Origin of the sequence: Streptosporangium sp. NPDC002524, assembly GCF_040295985.1 — a bacterium.
GTDB lineage: Bacteria > Actinomycetota > Actinomycetes > Streptosporangiales > Streptosporangiaceae > Streptosporangium.
Window position 1 is genome coordinate 1 of record NZ_JBEOWK010000041.1, and the last position, 14492, is coordinate 14492.

At 69.4% G+C, this 14492-nt stretch carries 15 protein-coding genes and 1 rRNA gene; 6 read left to right on the forward strand and 10 right to left on the reverse strand.

The window, feature by feature from the left end; translation table 11 throughout:
• A 5S ribosomal RNA gene (gene rrf, locus ABT053_RS40355) occupies window positions 1-83 on the forward strand; the annotation flags it as partial.
• A 242-nt stretch (window positions 84-325) separates the two neighbouring features.
• On the opposite strand, the gene ABT053_RS40360 is transcribed toward rrf, so the two are convergent.
• A complete protein-coding gene (locus ABT053_RS40360) occupies window positions 326-763 on the reverse strand; it encodes a nuclear transport factor 2 family protein (RefSeq protein WP_350976825.1) in 438 nt (145 codons plus the stop codon).
• A 157-nt stretch (window positions 764-920) separates the two neighbouring features.
• On the opposite strand from ABT053_RS40360, the gene ABT053_RS40365 reads away from it, so the two are divergent.
• The gene (locus ABT053_RS40365) at window positions 921-1529 is read left to right on the forward strand and encodes a TetR/AcrR family transcriptional regulator (RefSeq protein ID WP_350976826.1); all 609 of its coding nucleotides are present in this window, start codon (window positions 921-923) and stop codon (window positions 1527-1529) included.
• 125 nt (window positions 1530-1654) lie between these two features.
• Here the strand turns inward: ABT053_RS40365 and ABT053_RS40370 are convergent, their stop codons facing one another.
• Window positions 1655-2122 (reverse strand): Lrp/AsnC family transcriptional regulator, encoded by a 468-nt coding sequence (locus ABT053_RS40370; RefSeq protein WP_350976829.1) that lies wholly within the window; start codon window positions 2120-2122, stop codon window positions 1655-1657.
• A 131-nt stretch (window positions 2123-2253) separates the two neighbouring features.
• Between ABT053_RS40370 and ABT053_RS40375 the strand changes: the two genes are divergently transcribed.
• Together ABT053_RS40375 and ABT053_RS40380 are read left to right on the forward strand one after the other, a co-directional pair.
• Complete coding sequence (locus ABT053_RS40375) at window positions 2254-3141, forward strand: phenylalanine 4-monooxygenase (protein ID WP_350976831.1); 888 nt, start codon at window positions 2254-2256, stop codon at window positions 3139-3141.
• Between the two features lie 137 nt (window positions 3142-3278).
• Complete coding sequence (locus ABT053_RS40380) at window positions 3279-4298, forward strand: serine hydrolase (protein ID WP_350976834.1); 1020 nt, start codon at window positions 3279-3281, stop codon at window positions 4296-4298.
• A 107-nt stretch (window positions 4299-4405) separates the two neighbouring features.
• Here the strand turns inward: ABT053_RS40380 and ABT053_RS40385 are convergent, their stop codons facing one another.
• The 6 genes from ABT053_RS40385 to hisN form a co-directional block, all read right to left on the reverse strand.
• Window positions 4406-5125, reverse strand: a complete 720-nt coding sequence (locus ABT053_RS40385) for a response regulator transcription factor (protein ID WP_350976837.1) — start codon at window positions 5123-5125, stop codon at window positions 4406-4408.
• 19 nt (window positions 5126-5144) lie between these two features.
• A complete protein-coding gene (gene pstB / locus ABT053_RS40390; protein ID WP_502991968.1) occupies window positions 5145-5972 on the reverse strand; it encodes a phosphate ABC transporter ATP-binding protein PstB in 828 nt (275 codons plus the stop codon).
• 29 nt (window positions 5973-6001) lie between these two features.
• Window positions 6002-6892 (reverse strand): phosphate ABC transporter permease PstA, encoded by an 891-nt coding sequence (gene pstA / locus ABT053_RS40395; RefSeq protein WP_350976839.1) that lies wholly within the window; start codon window positions 6890-6892, stop codon window positions 6002-6004.
• The gene (gene pstC, locus ABT053_RS40400) at window positions 6892-7833 is read right to left on the reverse strand and encodes a phosphate ABC transporter permease subunit PstC (protein WP_350976842.1); all 942 of its coding nucleotides are present in this window, start codon (window positions 7831-7833) and stop codon (window positions 6892-6894) included. Before pstC ends, pstA begins: the two co-directional genes overlap by 1 nt.
• The gene (locus ABT053_RS40405; RefSeq protein WP_350976844.1) at window positions 7833-8840 is read right to left on the reverse strand and encodes a PstS family phosphate ABC transporter substrate-binding protein; all 1008 of its coding nucleotides are present in this window, start codon (window positions 8838-8840) and stop codon (window positions 7833-7835) included. The genes pstC and ABT053_RS40405 overlap by 1 nt, the downstream gene beginning before the upstream one ends.
• 642 nt (window positions 8841-9482) lie before the next feature.
• Window positions 9483-10286 carry a histidinol-phosphatase gene (gene hisN, locus ABT053_RS40410; protein ID WP_350976846.1) on the reverse strand — a complete coding sequence of 268 codons (804 nt, stop codon included), beginning with the start codon at window positions 10284-10286 and terminating at the stop codon, window positions 9483-9485.
• Between the two features lie 139 nt (window positions 10287-10425).
• On the opposite strand from hisN, the gene ABT053_RS40415 reads away from it, so the two are divergent.
• A complete protein-coding gene (locus ABT053_RS40415) occupies window positions 10426-10869 on the forward strand; it encodes a DUF4442 domain-containing protein (protein ID WP_350976849.1) in 444 nt (147 codons plus the stop codon).
• A gap of 194 nt (window positions 10870-11063) precedes the next feature.
• Here ABT053_RS40415 and rsgA read toward each other — a convergent pair whose 3' ends face one another.
• Together rsgA and aroA are read right to left on the reverse strand one after the other, a co-directional pair.
• A complete protein-coding gene (gene rsgA / locus ABT053_RS40420; RefSeq protein WP_350976936.1) occupies window positions 11064-12122 on the reverse strand; it encodes a ribosome small subunit-dependent GTPase A in 1059 nt (352 codons plus the stop codon).
• Window positions 12123-12183: 61 nt separating this feature from the next.
• A complete protein-coding gene (aroA, locus tag ABT053_RS40425) occupies window positions 12184-13461 on the reverse strand; it encodes a 3-phosphoshikimate 1-carboxyvinyltransferase (RefSeq protein WP_350976851.1) in 1278 nt (425 codons plus the stop codon).
• A 237-nt stretch (window positions 13462-13698) separates the two neighbouring features.
• Between aroA and ABT053_RS40430 the strand changes: the two genes are divergently transcribed.
• The gene (locus tag ABT053_RS40430; RefSeq protein WP_350976853.1) at window positions 13699-14442 is read left to right on the forward strand and encodes an SOS response-associated peptidase; all 744 of its coding nucleotides are present in this window, start codon (window positions 13699-13701) and stop codon (window positions 14440-14442) included.
• Window positions 14443-14492: the final 50 nt, after the last annotated feature.

Genomic DNA, 14492 nt, shown 5'->3' on the forward strand with positions numbered 1-14492 from the left:
ACATTCCGAACCCGGAAGTTAAGCTCTTCAGCGCCGATGGTACTGCACCGGGGACGGTGTGGGAGAGTAGGTCACCGCCGGACAATCGTTCATGAGGGCCCCCACCGTTTCGGTGGGGGCCTTCGTGCTTTCCGGGGGTCTTTTCCCGTGCTGTTCTCCCGGCCCCTGTTCCGGTCCTTCGGGCGCCTTTTGCCGGGCTTTCCTGCCTGTTCCGGAGAACGGCTTCCGGGAACCTTTGGCGCCATGGTCGCCGTGCTCTTCAGGGCTTGCCGGGCCTTTCCGGTGGCCTTTCAGTGGTCTTTCAACGGTCTTTCGGAAGCGTTCGTCAGGTTTGTTCCGGCTGTCCCATGATCTCGATCATGGCCAGGGTGTTCTGGTATTCCCGCCAGTTGACGATCTTTCCGTCTCGGACCCGGAGGACCCCGATGAAGGGGGAGGAAGCCCGTTGGCCGGTGGCGAGGACCCTTCCGGCGAGTTCGTACTCGACGACGATGACCTCGGGGTCGGCGGTCTCGTGGATGACCAAGTCGCGGACCTCGTCCAGGGCGAACCGCTGGGCGAAGGCGGCCTGTTCGGGGCCGGCGAAGAGCAGGAAGGCGTCCTTTCCCTCGTGTCTCCTGGCCCGGCCCGGTGGGGCGAAGGGGACCTCGATGACGGCGTCCTCGGCCAGTTCGCCGCCGAAGCCGCCGAGGTTCTCGAGCCAGTGCCGCCGCACGCGTTCGAAGATCTCGCGAGGGCCGGGGGTGACGGTGGATTCGGGCATGGTGGATCCCCTTCGTGACGAGCACTAAGATGAGTGGAAACTCAACTTTATAATCGTGAGTGGAGACTCACTTTGTCAACGCCATGGCTCGCGCACCGTCGTCTCTCGCGTGCGGATACACCGCGCGGCCGTTTCAGGGGTACGGAACACGATGGGAATGACCTCCGTGAACTCTTCATCGGGCGGGACGGGCGGTCCTGGGAGCGCCAAGCCGTTGCGGGCGGACGCCCAGCGCAACCGGGAGCGCATCCTCGCCGCCGCGGAGGCCGTCTTCGCCGAAAAAGGCCCCTCGGCGTCGACCGAGGAGGTCGCCGCCCGTGCGGGGGTGGCCATCGGCACGGTCTTCAAGCACTTTCCGACCAAGCAAGCCTTGTTGCAGGCCATCATGAAGGGCCTCCTGGGCAGGCTGGATGGGGAGATGGCCGAGCTCGCGGCCGACGACGCTCCCGGGGAGGCGCTGTTCACCTTCATCGACCGCATGGTCGAGCAGGCGGCGCGGAAGAGGACCGTCGTCGGTCTCCTGGCCGAGACGGGGGTCGACCTTCAGGTCGCGAGTTCGGTGCGGATGCTGCGCGAGGGGATCGAGGCGCTCCTCGTTCGCTCCCAGGAGGCCGGTGCGGTCCGCGAGGACGTCCGGCTCGACGAGGTGATCGCTCTGCTCACCGGCATCTGCCAGGGGGCGCTCCAAGCGGGCTGGGACGACGACCTGCGGCGTCGCACGCTGGCGATCGTCTTCGCCGGTCTCCGGGCGCCTGAGAGGCACTGATGACTCATCCGTGAGCAGCTGTGTGGGGGATCTGCTTGAAGAGGGTTAGGTGACCCGCTCGTGGGATTCGCCCCACCCGCTACGAGAACCGTCTGCTCCACCGGCTACGCGTGCGATCCCCGGGGTCAGGCGTTGGAGGCGGCGCGGAGGAGGGGCTCTATCCGGTAGGGGATCTGGATCGAGAGGGCGATCGTGGTGTCCGTCCGCTGGACCGCGGGGGAGGCGAGGATGCGGGCGATGATCTCCTGGAGGTCGGGGGTGCTGCGGGCCACAACGCGGCAGAGCAGGTCGGCCTGGCCGCTGGTGCCGTACACCTCCAGGATCTCGGGGAGGGACTCCAGGGCCCGTACAGCCTCGTCCAGGCGGCCCTGGGCGATCTGCAGGGAGACGAAGGCGAGGATCGGGTATCCGGCGCCCTCGGGGGTCACGGTGGGACCGAAGTCGGCGATGACGCCGCGGGCGATGAGCTTCTCGACGCGGGCCTGTACGGTGCCGCGGGCCACGCCGAGCAGGCGGGCCAGCTCGGTCAGGCCGATGCGCGGGTTGGCGCGCATGGTGACCAGGAGGCGGCCGTCCAGCTCGTCGATCGACATCTCCCCACGATCCCGTCAGATTGGGCGATTCGACCAGCATAGACGAGGTGTCACCGTACGTTTCTGTGCGGATCGCTCAGTGGAACTGGCTGCTCTTGCCAACGTTTCCGGATATTGCTGTCATTTCATCTATGTTCGAGGAAGCACAGTACTTCGCACCGGTGGCGACGCGTGACGACGGCTCGATCGAGGTCGAGCTCGGCGCCGGTCACCCCGGTTTCGCCGACCCGGTCTACCGTGCGCGCCGCAACGCGATCGCCGCGCTCGCGGTGGGGTACGTGCCCGGTACGCCGATCCCGACGGCCGAGTACACCGGCCAGGAGCACGAGGTGTGGGCCCTGGTCAGCCGGGAGCTCGGCCTGAAGCACCACAAGTACGCGACCGCCGAGTACCTGCACGCGACCGAGCGGCTCGGGCTGCCCGCCGAGCGCATCCCGCAGCTGCAGGAGGTCAGTGAGCTGCTGGAGCCGCTGACCGGGTTCCGTTACGTCCCGGCCGCCGGGCTGGTGCCGCTCAGGGATTTCTACGGTGTTCTGGCGGACGGGCTCTTCCACTCCACGCAGTACATCCGGCACCACTCCACGCCGCTGTACACGCCGGAGCCCGACGTGATCCACGAGGTGATCGGCCACGCCAACGCGCTGGCCTCCGACCGCTACTCGCGCCTCTACCGCCTGGCGGGGCAGGCGGCCCGGCGGGTCGAGGGCAAGGAGGCGCTGGAGTTCATCTCGAAGATCTTCTGGTTCACCATGGAGTTCGGGGTGATGACGGACCAGGGCGAGTTGCGGGCGTACGGCGCGGGAATCCTGTCCTCGTACGGGGAGATCGAGGAGTTCCGGGGGATGGACATCCGTCCGCTGGAGATCGCCGCCATGGGTACCACGCACTACGACATCACGAAATATCAGGACGTACTCTTCCGTGCGGAGTCGCTGGAGCACCTCGAGGACGTCGTCGGGGACTTCTGGGCGACCTGCGACGACGAGAGCATCACCCGGCTAATCGCGGACGTTCGCTAAGACCGGGCATCGGTTCGGCGGGATGTTCTATAGCGCACGCCCTGTTTCAGACTAGATTTCGCTTCATCGTCTTATTGTTATGTGTTGCGGGATATATCCCGATCGTCACGTAATGGGGGAGACGGTTGGGGTGGACGATGAGGGCAAGGAAACGGGTGGCCGCGGCCGCCGTCCTGCTGGTCACCGCGCAGGCCACCGCCTGCAGTACGTGTCAGGGCCTGACACCGGTGAGCATGCCGACCTCGTCCCCCGAGCGGCAGGCGGCACCGATCGGCCCGACGTCCGGCACTCCGCCTCCCGCGCCGTTCCTGGCCGTGGTCCCGGAGGTCCCGGCGCCTGTCTTCCCCGGCGCCGGGGCACCCCGGGCACCCGGACGGGCGCGGGCCGCCGACTCCCCGAAGATCCTCCCCAAGGAGCTCGGGCGCACCCTGGACGTGTTTCTCGCGAAATACGGCGGGCGGACCGCCGCCTCGGTGTACGACCTGGGCACCGGCCGGCGCTACAACTACCACCACACCCTGCAGCTGCCGTCGGCCAACACCTCCAAGGTGAGCATCCTGACGGCGCTGCTGCTCGGCACGCGGTGGAGCGAGCTCGGCGAGCGGGCCAGGTCCGACGCGAAGAACATGATCCGCTTCAGCGACAACGACGCGGCCGACCGGCTGTACGAGCGGATCGGGCTGGAGCCCGGCCTGGCCAGTGCCAACCGCAGGTTCGGCCTCAAGCGCACCTACACTCCCGGCAGGCGGTGCGTGGACCTGTACTGCTGGAGCATCGCGCAGACCACCGCCGAGGACCAGATCCGGCTGGTCAAGGCGCTGGCCACCGGTGAGAGCCCGCTGGCGCCCCCGGAACGCCGCAGGATACTCGGGCTGATGGAGAGGGTGGCCCCCGAGCAGAAGTGGGGGATCAGCGCCGGGGCGTGCGGGAACGACCAGGTGTCGCTGAAGAACGGCTGGCTGCGGCACGTGGCGAACGGGCGCTGGGCGGTCGCCAGCGCCGGGCTGATCCGCGGGCACGGGCACGACTACGCGGTGGCCGTCCTCACCGAGGACAGCCCGAGCATGGAGACCGGCATCGCCAGGATCGAGGGCGTGACCGAGCGCCTCATGAACGCCTTCAGGGGCGAACGCGGCTGCGAGGCGACCGCGGGCTGAGCGGGCCGGGCAGGCTGGGGGGTGAGCGGGCTGGACCGCCTGCACGGTCGTGGAATCGCGAAAACGCGCGTCCCGCGGGGAGCGCTGAACGCGGGAGCGCGTACGGGTCACGCCGTCCTGTCGACCAGCCGGTAGCCCACCCCTCGTACGGTCTGGATCAGCTGGTCGTCGGTGTCGCCCAGGCGGGCCCGGAGACGTTTGACGTGCACCGCGATGGTGTTGGTCGAGGTCGTGTCGGTGGAGTTCCAGACATGCCGCATGATCTGCTCCCGCGTCACCGTGCGGTGCGCGTTGCGCATCAGGTAGTGCAGCAGCTCGAACTCGCGCAGCGGCAGGTGGACGACCCTGCCGCCGACCCTGACCTGGTAGGCGTTGACGTCGAGCTCCACCGGGCCGACCACGAGTGCCCTGCGGGTCCCGGCCTCGCCGGTGAACGCCGCGTGGATCAGCGGCAGCAGCTCGGGAACCCGGTACGGCCGGGCCACGCACGCGGTGGCTCCGGCCGTCAGCGCCTCCACGGCCTGCTGGGCATGACCCTCGCCCACGCCCAGCAGGACGGGGATCGCCCGCGTCAGCCGTACCGCGCGGACGAACTCCACCGCCCCTATGACCGGCAGCGAGGCGCTGACGAGAACGACGTCGGGGCGGAGCGCGCCCGCCTGCAGCAGGGCCTGGGCGCCGTCGGTGACGCCCATGACCTGCACCCCTTCGGCTTCCAGGACCGCGGCCAGGTCATGGACCATGGCCACCTCCGGATCGGCCACCAGCAGCATGGGCGCCGTTCGTGTGTCCCCGTCCACCTCTGGTGCCGTCTGCGGCTGGATCACCCGGATCCTCCAATATGGGTTAGCCGAAGCGGCCGGTGATGTAATCCTCGGTCCGCTTGTCGGTGGGGTTGGTGAAGATACGGCTGGTCTCGTCGAACTCCACCAGGCGGCCGTGCCGCACGCCGGCCTCGTCCACTTCGGCGGTGAAGAAGGCGGTGCGGTCCGAGACGCGGGCGGCCTGCTGCATGTTGTGGGTGACGATGACGATCGTGTAGTCGCGCGTCAGCTCCTGCATCAGGTCTTCGATCTTGGTGGTCGCGATCGGGTCCAGGGCCGAGCAGGGCTCGTCCATCAGGATGACGTCGGGCTTCACCGCGATCGCCCGCGCGATGCACAGGCGCTGCTGCTGCCCGCCGGACAGGGAGAGCGCGTTCTGCTTGAGCTTGTCCTTGACCTCGTCCCAGAGCGCCGCCTTGGTCAGCGCCTCCTCGACGATCCCGTCCATGTTGCCCTTGATCCCGTTGACCCGGGGACCGTAGGCGATGTTGTCGTAGATCGACTTGGGGAAGGGGTTCGGCTTCTGGAAGACCATGCCGATGCGGCGGCGGACCTCGATCGGGTCCACGTGGTCGCCGTAGAGGTTCTCGTCGTGGTACAGGATCTCGCCGGCCGCGCGGGCGCCGGGGATGAGGTCGTTCATCCGGTTGAAGCAGCGGAGCACGGTGCTCTTGCCGCAGCCGGACGGGCCGATCATGGCCGTGATCTCGCGGTTGCCGATGGTCAGGTTGACCCCGCGCACCGCCTCGTAGTCGCCGTAGAAGACGCTGAGGTTGGAGACGGTGAAGACCGGGTCGAGGGCTTCGATGGTGCGGGGGACCTCGGGGCCGCGCACGTTCACGTTCGGCACGGAAATTCCAATCTCGGACATTTCTTACCTCACCAGCGCTTCTGATAGCGGTTACGGAGCCAGATGGCGACGGAGTTCATCAGGAGCAGGATCGCCAGCAGGATCACGATCGCCGCGGCGGCGAGGATGGCGAACTCTTCCTGGGGGCGGCTGATGAAGCTGTAGATCTGCAGCGGCAGGACGGTGAAGCTGCTCCAGACACCCTCGGGGTTGAACCGGACCAGCGTCGCGGCGCCGAGCATCAGGAACGGGGCGGCCTCGCCGATCGCCCGCGAGAGGGCCAGGATCGAGCCCGTCGCGATGCCCGGGATCGACGCCGGGAGTACCTGGCGGTAGATGGTCTGCCACTGGGTCGCGCCCAGCGCCAGCGAGCCCTCGCGGATCGACGGCGGCACCGCGCGGATGGCCTCGCGGGCGGAGATGATCACGATGGGGAGGACGAGCAGCGAGATGGTGACCGCGCCGGTCATCACGGTGAAGCCGAACTGCATCCAGCGGGCGATGATGCCCAGGCCGAGGATGCCGTAGACGATCGAGGGAACGGCCGCCAGGTTGGAGATGTTCAGCTCAAGCAGCTTGTTGTACCACTTGGTCCTGTCGGCGTACTCCTCAAGGTAGATCGCCGCGAGGATGCCGGTGGGCAGGGCCATGATCGCGGTCAGCGCGATGATCCACAGGGTGCCGAAGATGCCCGACTGGATGCCGGAGGTCTCCGGGCGGCGGATCGAGGGCTGGTTCTCCCACAGCATCGAGTTGAGCCGGGGCCACCCCTCCTCGACGACGTAGACCAGCAGCATGGCCAGGAACAGAAGGGCGATCGCGAGGCTGGCCAGCAGCGCGATGCGGAAGAGGTGTTCCTTGAGGGGGCGTCCCTTGCTCGCCAGCTGCACGGCCGAGCGGGGGGTGGAGAGGATGGCCATCAGTCGTAGACCTCGCGATACTTCTGGACCATGCGGGCGCTGAGGTAGTTCATCGCGAAGGTGATCACGAAGAGCAGGGACCCCACCGCGAAGATGGTCTTGTAGGCGATCGAACCGACCGAGGCGTCACCGGAGCCGGCCTGGGCGATGAAGGCCGCCATCGTGGCCATCTCGTTGCCCGGGTAGAGCGTGAAGACGGACTTGAACCCGCCGGCGATCGCGACGATCATCGTCTCGCCCGCGGCCCGGGAGATCGCCAGGATGATGGCGGCGACGATGCCGGAGAACGCGGCGGGGACGACGACGCGCACCGAGGTGAGCATCTTGGAGGCGCCGAGGGCGTACGAGCCCTCGCGCAGGCCGTTGGGCACCGCGGCCATCGAGTCCTCCGACAGCGACGCGACGATCGGGATGATCATCACGCCGACCAGGAGGCCCGCGGCGAGCGCGTTCTTGCCGTCCAGGTCGAGGAAGGGGAAGACGTCCCTCAGCAGCGGGGTGACGAAGGTGAGGGCGAAGAAGCCGAAGACCACCGTGGGGACGCCCGCGAGGACCTCCAGGACCGGCTTGAAGATCTTGCGGGTCCTGCGGGAGGCGTACTCCGACAGGTAGATCGCGGCGGCCAGGCCGAGCGGTACGGCGACCACGACGGCGATGAGCGTGATCTCCAGCGTCGCGACGAGGAGCGGCCACACGCCGAACGACGGCGGGTTGAACAGCGGGCCCCAGTTGGTGGAGCCGAAGAACTCCCCGAGGCTCACCGTGCCGAAGAACTCGACGGTCGGTTCCAGGAGCGCGATGACGATGCCGACCGTGGTCACCACCGAAACCATCGCCGCGGTCAGGAGAACGGCCTTGACGATGAACTCGCCGTAACGCGGGCGCGACCGCGCCAGGGACCCCGGGGCCCCTGGAACGGTCGTGCGGTGCTGAGCCGACATCAGCCGGCGCTCTTCAGCGTGGTGATGTCAGCCTTGAGCTTGGCCTCCTGCTCGGGGTTGAGCGGGATGAACTTCGCGTCCTTGGCGATCGCGTTGATGTTGGCCGCGTAGTAGTCGAGGAAGGCCGCGACCTCGGGCCGCTTCACCGCGGAGGTGGAGGGGTAGACGAACAGCGGGCGGGCGAGCGGGGTGTACTTGCCGGCCTGGGCGGCCTCGACGCTCGGGGCCACGCAGCCGCTGCCGGAGTCGATCTCCAGGGCCTTCAGCTTGTCGGCGTTCTCCTCGAAGTAGGTGAAGCCGAAGTAGCCCAGGCCGCCCTTGGCGCCCTCGACGCCGGTGACGATGTCGTTGTCGTTCTCGCTCGGGCTGTAGTCCTTGCGGCTGGCGCCCTCCTCACCGTTGATCTCGTCGGTGAAGTAGTCGAAGGTGCCGGAGTCGGTGCCGGGGCCGTAGAGCTTGAGCTCCTCGGCCGGGAACTTGGCGTCGACGTCCTTCCAGGTCTTGACCTTGCCCTCGGCCGCCGGCTCCCACATCTTCTTGAGCTGGTCGGTGGTGAGGCAGGTGGCCCAGTCGTTCTCCTTGGGAACCACGACGGTCAGCGCGTCGACGGCCACCGTGAGCTCGGTGAACTTGATGCCCTTGGCGTCGCAGGCCGCCTTCTCCTCGTCCTTGATGGCGCGGGAGGCGTTCGAGATGTCGGTCTCGCCGGCGCAGAACTTCTCGAAGCCGCCACCGGTGCCCGAGGTGCCGACCGGCACCTTCACCTGCGGCTGCTCCTCGCCGAAGAGCTCGGAGGCGGCCTGGGTGAGGGGGGCCACGGTGCTGGAACCGTCGATCTTGATCTCGCCGCTCAGGGCCGCGCCGGCGCCCGCCTCGGCGGAGGACGGGCTGGCGGCGGTGGTGCTGCCGTCAGCGTTGGGCTTGGCGTCGCCGCCACAAGCGGCCGCGAGCGATACGACGAGCGCGGCCGTCGCCACCGCGCTGAGGCGGCGCTGTCCACTGGTCACGGTATGTTCCTTCTCCGTAGTGAGATCTGTTCTCGATGCCTCGATAAAAGTGGGGCAAAGTGAACGGAAATGAAACGAGCCATGACCGGGGCCGGAAGAGGTAGGCCCACGGATGTGAATACCTGGACGTCGACGGGATTTCACGCCCGGTTTCCGGTCCGGCAGGCCCGCTGGGCAGGGCCTTGGAGATCCGCTGGTCCGGGCGTGGCCCGGTGCGGGAGCCTCACGCCGGAACGTTCCCGTGTCCGGCCGCCGTCCGCGTTGGCGTGCCGATGTGTTCATCTTCCCGACATCTGGCGGAGTGTAACGAGGAGGGGGCCGCGTCGGATCTCCGGCGCGGCCCCGGACGGGACGGCACGTGGAGGTCGCCCGGACGGGGGAGGGGGCGGGCCCTTCGAAGGCCGCCGGGCAAGGTGGGTGACCGCTTGGCGGGGTGGGGCGGGTGACGGGCTTTCGCGTGGAGTGAGGGCGTGGAGTGAGGGCGCTGTGTGGGTGACCGCCGTGTGGGTGACCGCCGTGTGGGGTGTGGCGGTCCGTGCGGGGTGAGCCGCCGTTGGGGGTGCGCAAATCCGCGCGGAGGCAGGCGAGGAAGGGGAGCGGTCCGCGGGGGCAGGTGGGGAGAGTGAGCGGGCCGCTGGGGTGTCAGGCGGGGAGGGTGAGCGGGCCGCTGCCGAGGCGTTCGAGGACCTTGCCGTGCAGGGGGCCGTTGCTGCACAGCAGGCTGCCGCCGTCGACGTCGGGGACACCCGACAGGTCGGTCCAGATGCCGCCCGCCTCCTCGACGATCACGGTCAGCGCCGCGATGTCCCAGGGGGAGAGCTCGGGCTCCGCCGACACGTCGACCGCGCCCTCGGCGACCAGCATGTGCGACCAGAAGTCGCCGTAGGCGCGGCTGCGCCAGACGGAGCGGTTCAGGTCGAGGAACGCGTCGAGCTTCCCGGCCTCCTCCCAGCCGCCGATGCTGGAGTAGGAGAACGAGGCGTCGTCGAGGTTGGTGACGGAGGAGACCTGGCACCGCGTGGCCTTGGTGAGGCTCTTGCCGGTCCAGGCGCCGCTGTCGCGGGCGGCCCACCAGCGGCGGCCGAGGGCGGGCGCGGAGACCAGGCCCACGACGACGCGGCCCTGGTCCATCAGGGCGATGAGCGTGGCCCAGACGGGCACTCCGCGCACGTAGTTCTTGGTGCCGTCGATCGGGTCGATGATCCACGAGCGGTCGCCGTGGCCGCTCGCGCCGAACTCCTCGCCGATGACGGCGTCACGTGGCCTGGCCCGGCCGAGCGCGCCGCGGATCGCCTTCTCGGCGGCCTGGTCGGCGTCGCTCACCGGTGTGAGGTCGGGCTTGGTCTCCACCCGCAGGTCCATGGACTTGAACCTGCGCATGGTCAGATCGTCGGCGGCGTCGGCCATGACGTGCGCGAGGCGAAGATCGTCGTTGTAACCCGTCACGGGGGCCAACGGTATCGCGTCGGCGGCCGAACGGCGGAGATCGGGGAGTAAGCGGAGCAATCGTGTCGCGTCCCACCAGGCTCGGATACCGCGTGAAACATCCGTTGGCAGCGGTGTTACTCGCGAGTAGCATTCCGGTATGACCTTTGACGTGGGTGACTTCATGCTGCAGAGCGTCCCGTTCGCGAGGACGCTGGGCATCTCGTTCGACAAGGTGGAGCCGGGCTTCGCCGTCGCCCGGATGGCCGACCGGGCCGAGCTGCACAACCACGTGGGAGGCCCGCACGCCGGAGTCCTGTTCAGCGTCGCGGAGACGGCCTCCGGTGCGGCGATGCTCTCCACCTTCGGCGACCAGCTGTCACGGGCCACCCCGCTGGCCAAGAGCGCGGCGATCCGCTACCTCAAGCTCGCGAGGGGGGAGGTCGTCGCGGAGGCCCGTCTCCGGGCGTCCCGCGAGGAGGTCGTGGCCACGCTGGACGCGGGAGAGCGCCCCGAGTTCGACGTCACCGTCGAGATCAGGACCGCCGACGGCACCCTCGTGTCCGAGATGACCGTCGCCTGGGCCTTCCGGTTGATCGGCTGACGTCATGCCGAGCCTCTGACGTCATGCCGAGCTTCTGACGTCATGCCGAACCGTCGACGTTATGCCGAGCCTGTGACTTCGTGTCGACCCGTCGACGTTGTGTCGAGCTTCTGACGTCGTGTCGAGCCTCTGACGTCATGCCGGGCCTCTGAAGTCGTGCCGAACCGTCGACGTCGTGCCGACCCGGCACGTCCTCAGGACTGGTCGTCGTCGGAGGCGCCCTCGCGGCTGGCGAGCAGCCGGCGCAGGGAGGCCAGCCGGGCCGGGTCGGCGTGTCCGGCCGCCACCCAGGCGTCCAGGGCGCACTCCTCGGAGAGGTGGTTGCAGCCCTTCGGGCACTGGACGGTGCCCTCGATCAGGTCGGGGAAGCCCGCCAGGACCGTCTCCACCTCCACGTGGGCCAGCCCGAAGCTGCGCACCCCGGGGGTGTCGATGATCCAGCCGCCCTCCGGCAGCTCCAAGGCGACGGCCGACGTGGAGGTGTGACGACCCCGGCCGGTCACCGCGTTCACGTGCGAGACGGCCCGGTTGGCGTCCGGCACCAGGGCGTTGACCAGCGTCGACTTGCCCACTCCGGAATGGCCGACGAGCACGCTGATCCGGCCCTTCAGCCGCTCGCGCACCTCCTCCAGGCCACCCCCCTTCTGGACCACCACGTACGGCACCCCGAGGGGGTCGTACAGCGAGACCAGCTCGTCGGGCGAGGCGAGGTCGGACTTGGTGAGGCAGAGCAGCGGGTCGATGTCGGCGTCGAAGGCCGCGACGAGCATCCGGTCGATCATGCGGGGCCGGGGCGGCGGGTCGGCGAGGGCCGTCACGATGACGAGCTGGTCGGCGTTGGCGACCACGGGACGCTCGATGCCGTCGGTGTTGTCGGTGTCGTCCGCGGAACGGCGGAGCATGGAGGTGCGGGGCTCCACCCGCACGACGCGGGCCAGCGTGTCGGCCATGCCGGAGACGTCGCCCACCAGTGCGACCCGGTCGCCGACCACGATGCCCTTGCGGCCCAGCTCGCGCGCCTTCATGGCGACCACGACCCTGCCGCTCATCGCGGCGCCCTCCGCGTGGTCCTTCTTGCGGCGGCGGCCCTTCTCGCCCGCCGACTCGACCAGGCAGGTGTAGCGCCCGCGGTCGACGGCGACCACGAACCCCGGGATCGCGTCCTCGTGGGCAGGACGGATCCGGGTCCGGGGCCGGGATCCCTTCCCCGGCCTGACCCTGACGTCGTCCTCGTCGTACTCGCGCTTTCTCAGTTTCTCCGCCTTGTCCGGCCCGGTGTCCCCGGGAAGGGGCGCGGGATCCGCCGGTCGTCCCTCACCGCGCGCCGCGCAGCATGTCCGCCCACATGGAGGCGAACTCGGGAAGGGTCTTACCCGTGGTGGCGATGTCCTCCACCTCGACGCCGGGCACGGCCAGCCCGATCACCGCTCCGGCGGTGGCCATCCGGTGGTCGGCGTAGGAGTGGAACACCCCGCCGGTGAGCGGGCGGGGCCTGATCTCCAGGCCGTCCTCGGTCTCGTTCGCGTCGCCGCCGAGGCCGTTGATCTCGGCGACCAGGGCGGCGAGCCGGTCGGTCTCGTGCCCGCGGATGTGGGCGACGCCGCCGATCCTGCTGGGGGAGCTCGCGAGGGCGGCCAGCGCGGCGATCGTCGGGGTCAGCTCGGCGACGTCGCGCAGGTCCGCCTCGATGCCGGTGATCCGCCCGGTGCCGGTGACCGCCAGCCCCTCGGGGGTGTGCTCCACCGAGGCGCCCATTCCGGCGAGCAGCGTACGGAGCTGGTCGCCCGGCTGGGTCGTCCGCGCGGGCCAGTCGGGGATGGTGACCGTGCCGCCGGTCACCATGGCGGCGCACAGGAAGGGCGCCGCGTTGGACAGGTCGGGCTCCACCGTGAAGTCCCTCGCCCCGATGGGGCCGGGCTCGACCCGCCAGACGTCGGGTTCGGAGTCGTCCACCACGACGCCGAACTCGCGGAGCATCTGGACCGTCATCCGGATGTGCGGCTGCGAGGGGATCGGCGGGCCCTCGTGACGCACCGTCACGCCCTTCTCGAAGCGCGCCGCGGCCAGCAGCAGGCCGGAGAGGAACTGCGACGAGCCGGACGCGTCGAGCCTGACCTCGCCGCCGGTCAGCGGTCCCCGCACGGTGAACGGCAGCGCGTCGCCCGTCACCTCGGCGCCGAGGGCGCGCAGCGCGCGCAGGATCGGGCCCATCGGGCGCTTGCGGGCGTGCGGGTCGCCGTCGAAGAAGACCTCGCCCCTGGCCAGCGCCGCCATCGGCGGCACGAAGCGCATGACCGTGCCCGCGAGCCCCACGTCGATGCGGGCCCCGCCGGTGACGGGGCCGGGCGTGATCGCCCAGTCGACGCCGGAGGCGCTCTCGTTGGAGGGGACCATCGTCGCGCCCAGCGCCCGCAGGGCGTCCGCCATCAGGTCGGCGTCGCGGCTGCGCAGCGCCAGGCGTACCGTGCCGGGTCCGTCGGCCAGTGCGGCGAGCAGCAGCGCGCGGTTGGTCACGGACTTCGACCCGGGGAGGGGGACGGTCGCGCGGACGGGTTCGGTCGCGGTCGGCGCGGGCCACAGCGGAGCGGACATGGTCAAAAGCCTACCGGTGCCCGCGCCGCGCCGCCTGTCCGTGCTGTCCGTGCCCATCAGTGCCCCGGTACGGACGGGCACGGACGGGTTCGCGTGATCCATGAGGTGAGGATCCGGGTGAGCCGGGTAAAAGCGTCGTCACCGCGACGCCCGGCGGCACCGCCGGTGGTGCGCGGCGAGATCGGGAAACGGGGGGCGGAGACTCCCTGACGGGTCGTGGCGTGGGAAAGTGGAGATATGTGCGGAAGATATGCGTCTGCGCGAGGCAAGCAGGAGTTACTGGAGGAGTTCCAGGTCGAGCTCGACGGAGCGGCCGACGACGAACTCAAGCCCGACTACAACGTCGCGCCCACGAAACCGGTGTACGCGGTGATGAGCCGGGTGCCGAAGTCCGAGCCGGACGGCGGGCCGGTCAGGCAGCTCCGCGTGGTTCGCTGGGGGCTGGTCCCGGCCTGGGCGAAGGACCCGTCCATCGGCTCGAAGATGATCAACGCGCGGGTGGAGACGGTGGCGGAGAAGCCCGCCTACCGCAAGGCGTTCGCCGAGCGCAGGTGCCTGATCCCGGCCGACGGCTACTACGAGTGGGCCGTGCTGGACGAGAAGGACGCCAAGGGCAAGCCGAAGAAGCAGCCCTACTTCGTCCGCCCCGCCGACGGCGGCGTGATGGCGATGGCGGGGCTGTACGAGTTCTGGCGGGACCGGGGCCGGGACGACGACGACCCGCTCTCCTGGCTGGTGACCTGCACGATCATCACGACCGACGCGGTGGACGAGGCGGGCAAGGTCCACGACCGGATGCCGATGCTGATCGAGCGCGACCGCTGGGGCGAGTGGCTCGACCCCGGGACGCCCGACGCGAAGGGGTTCCTGATCCCGGCGGGCTCCACCGGGCTGGAGATCCACCCGGTCTCCACCGCCGTCAACTCGGTGCGCAACAACAGCCCGGAGCTCGTCGAGCCGATCAAGAAAGAAGAGAAGTAGGAGTAGGGCGAGGGTGACGGCCGGACGCTCTTGTGAAGCACCGGCTTCTC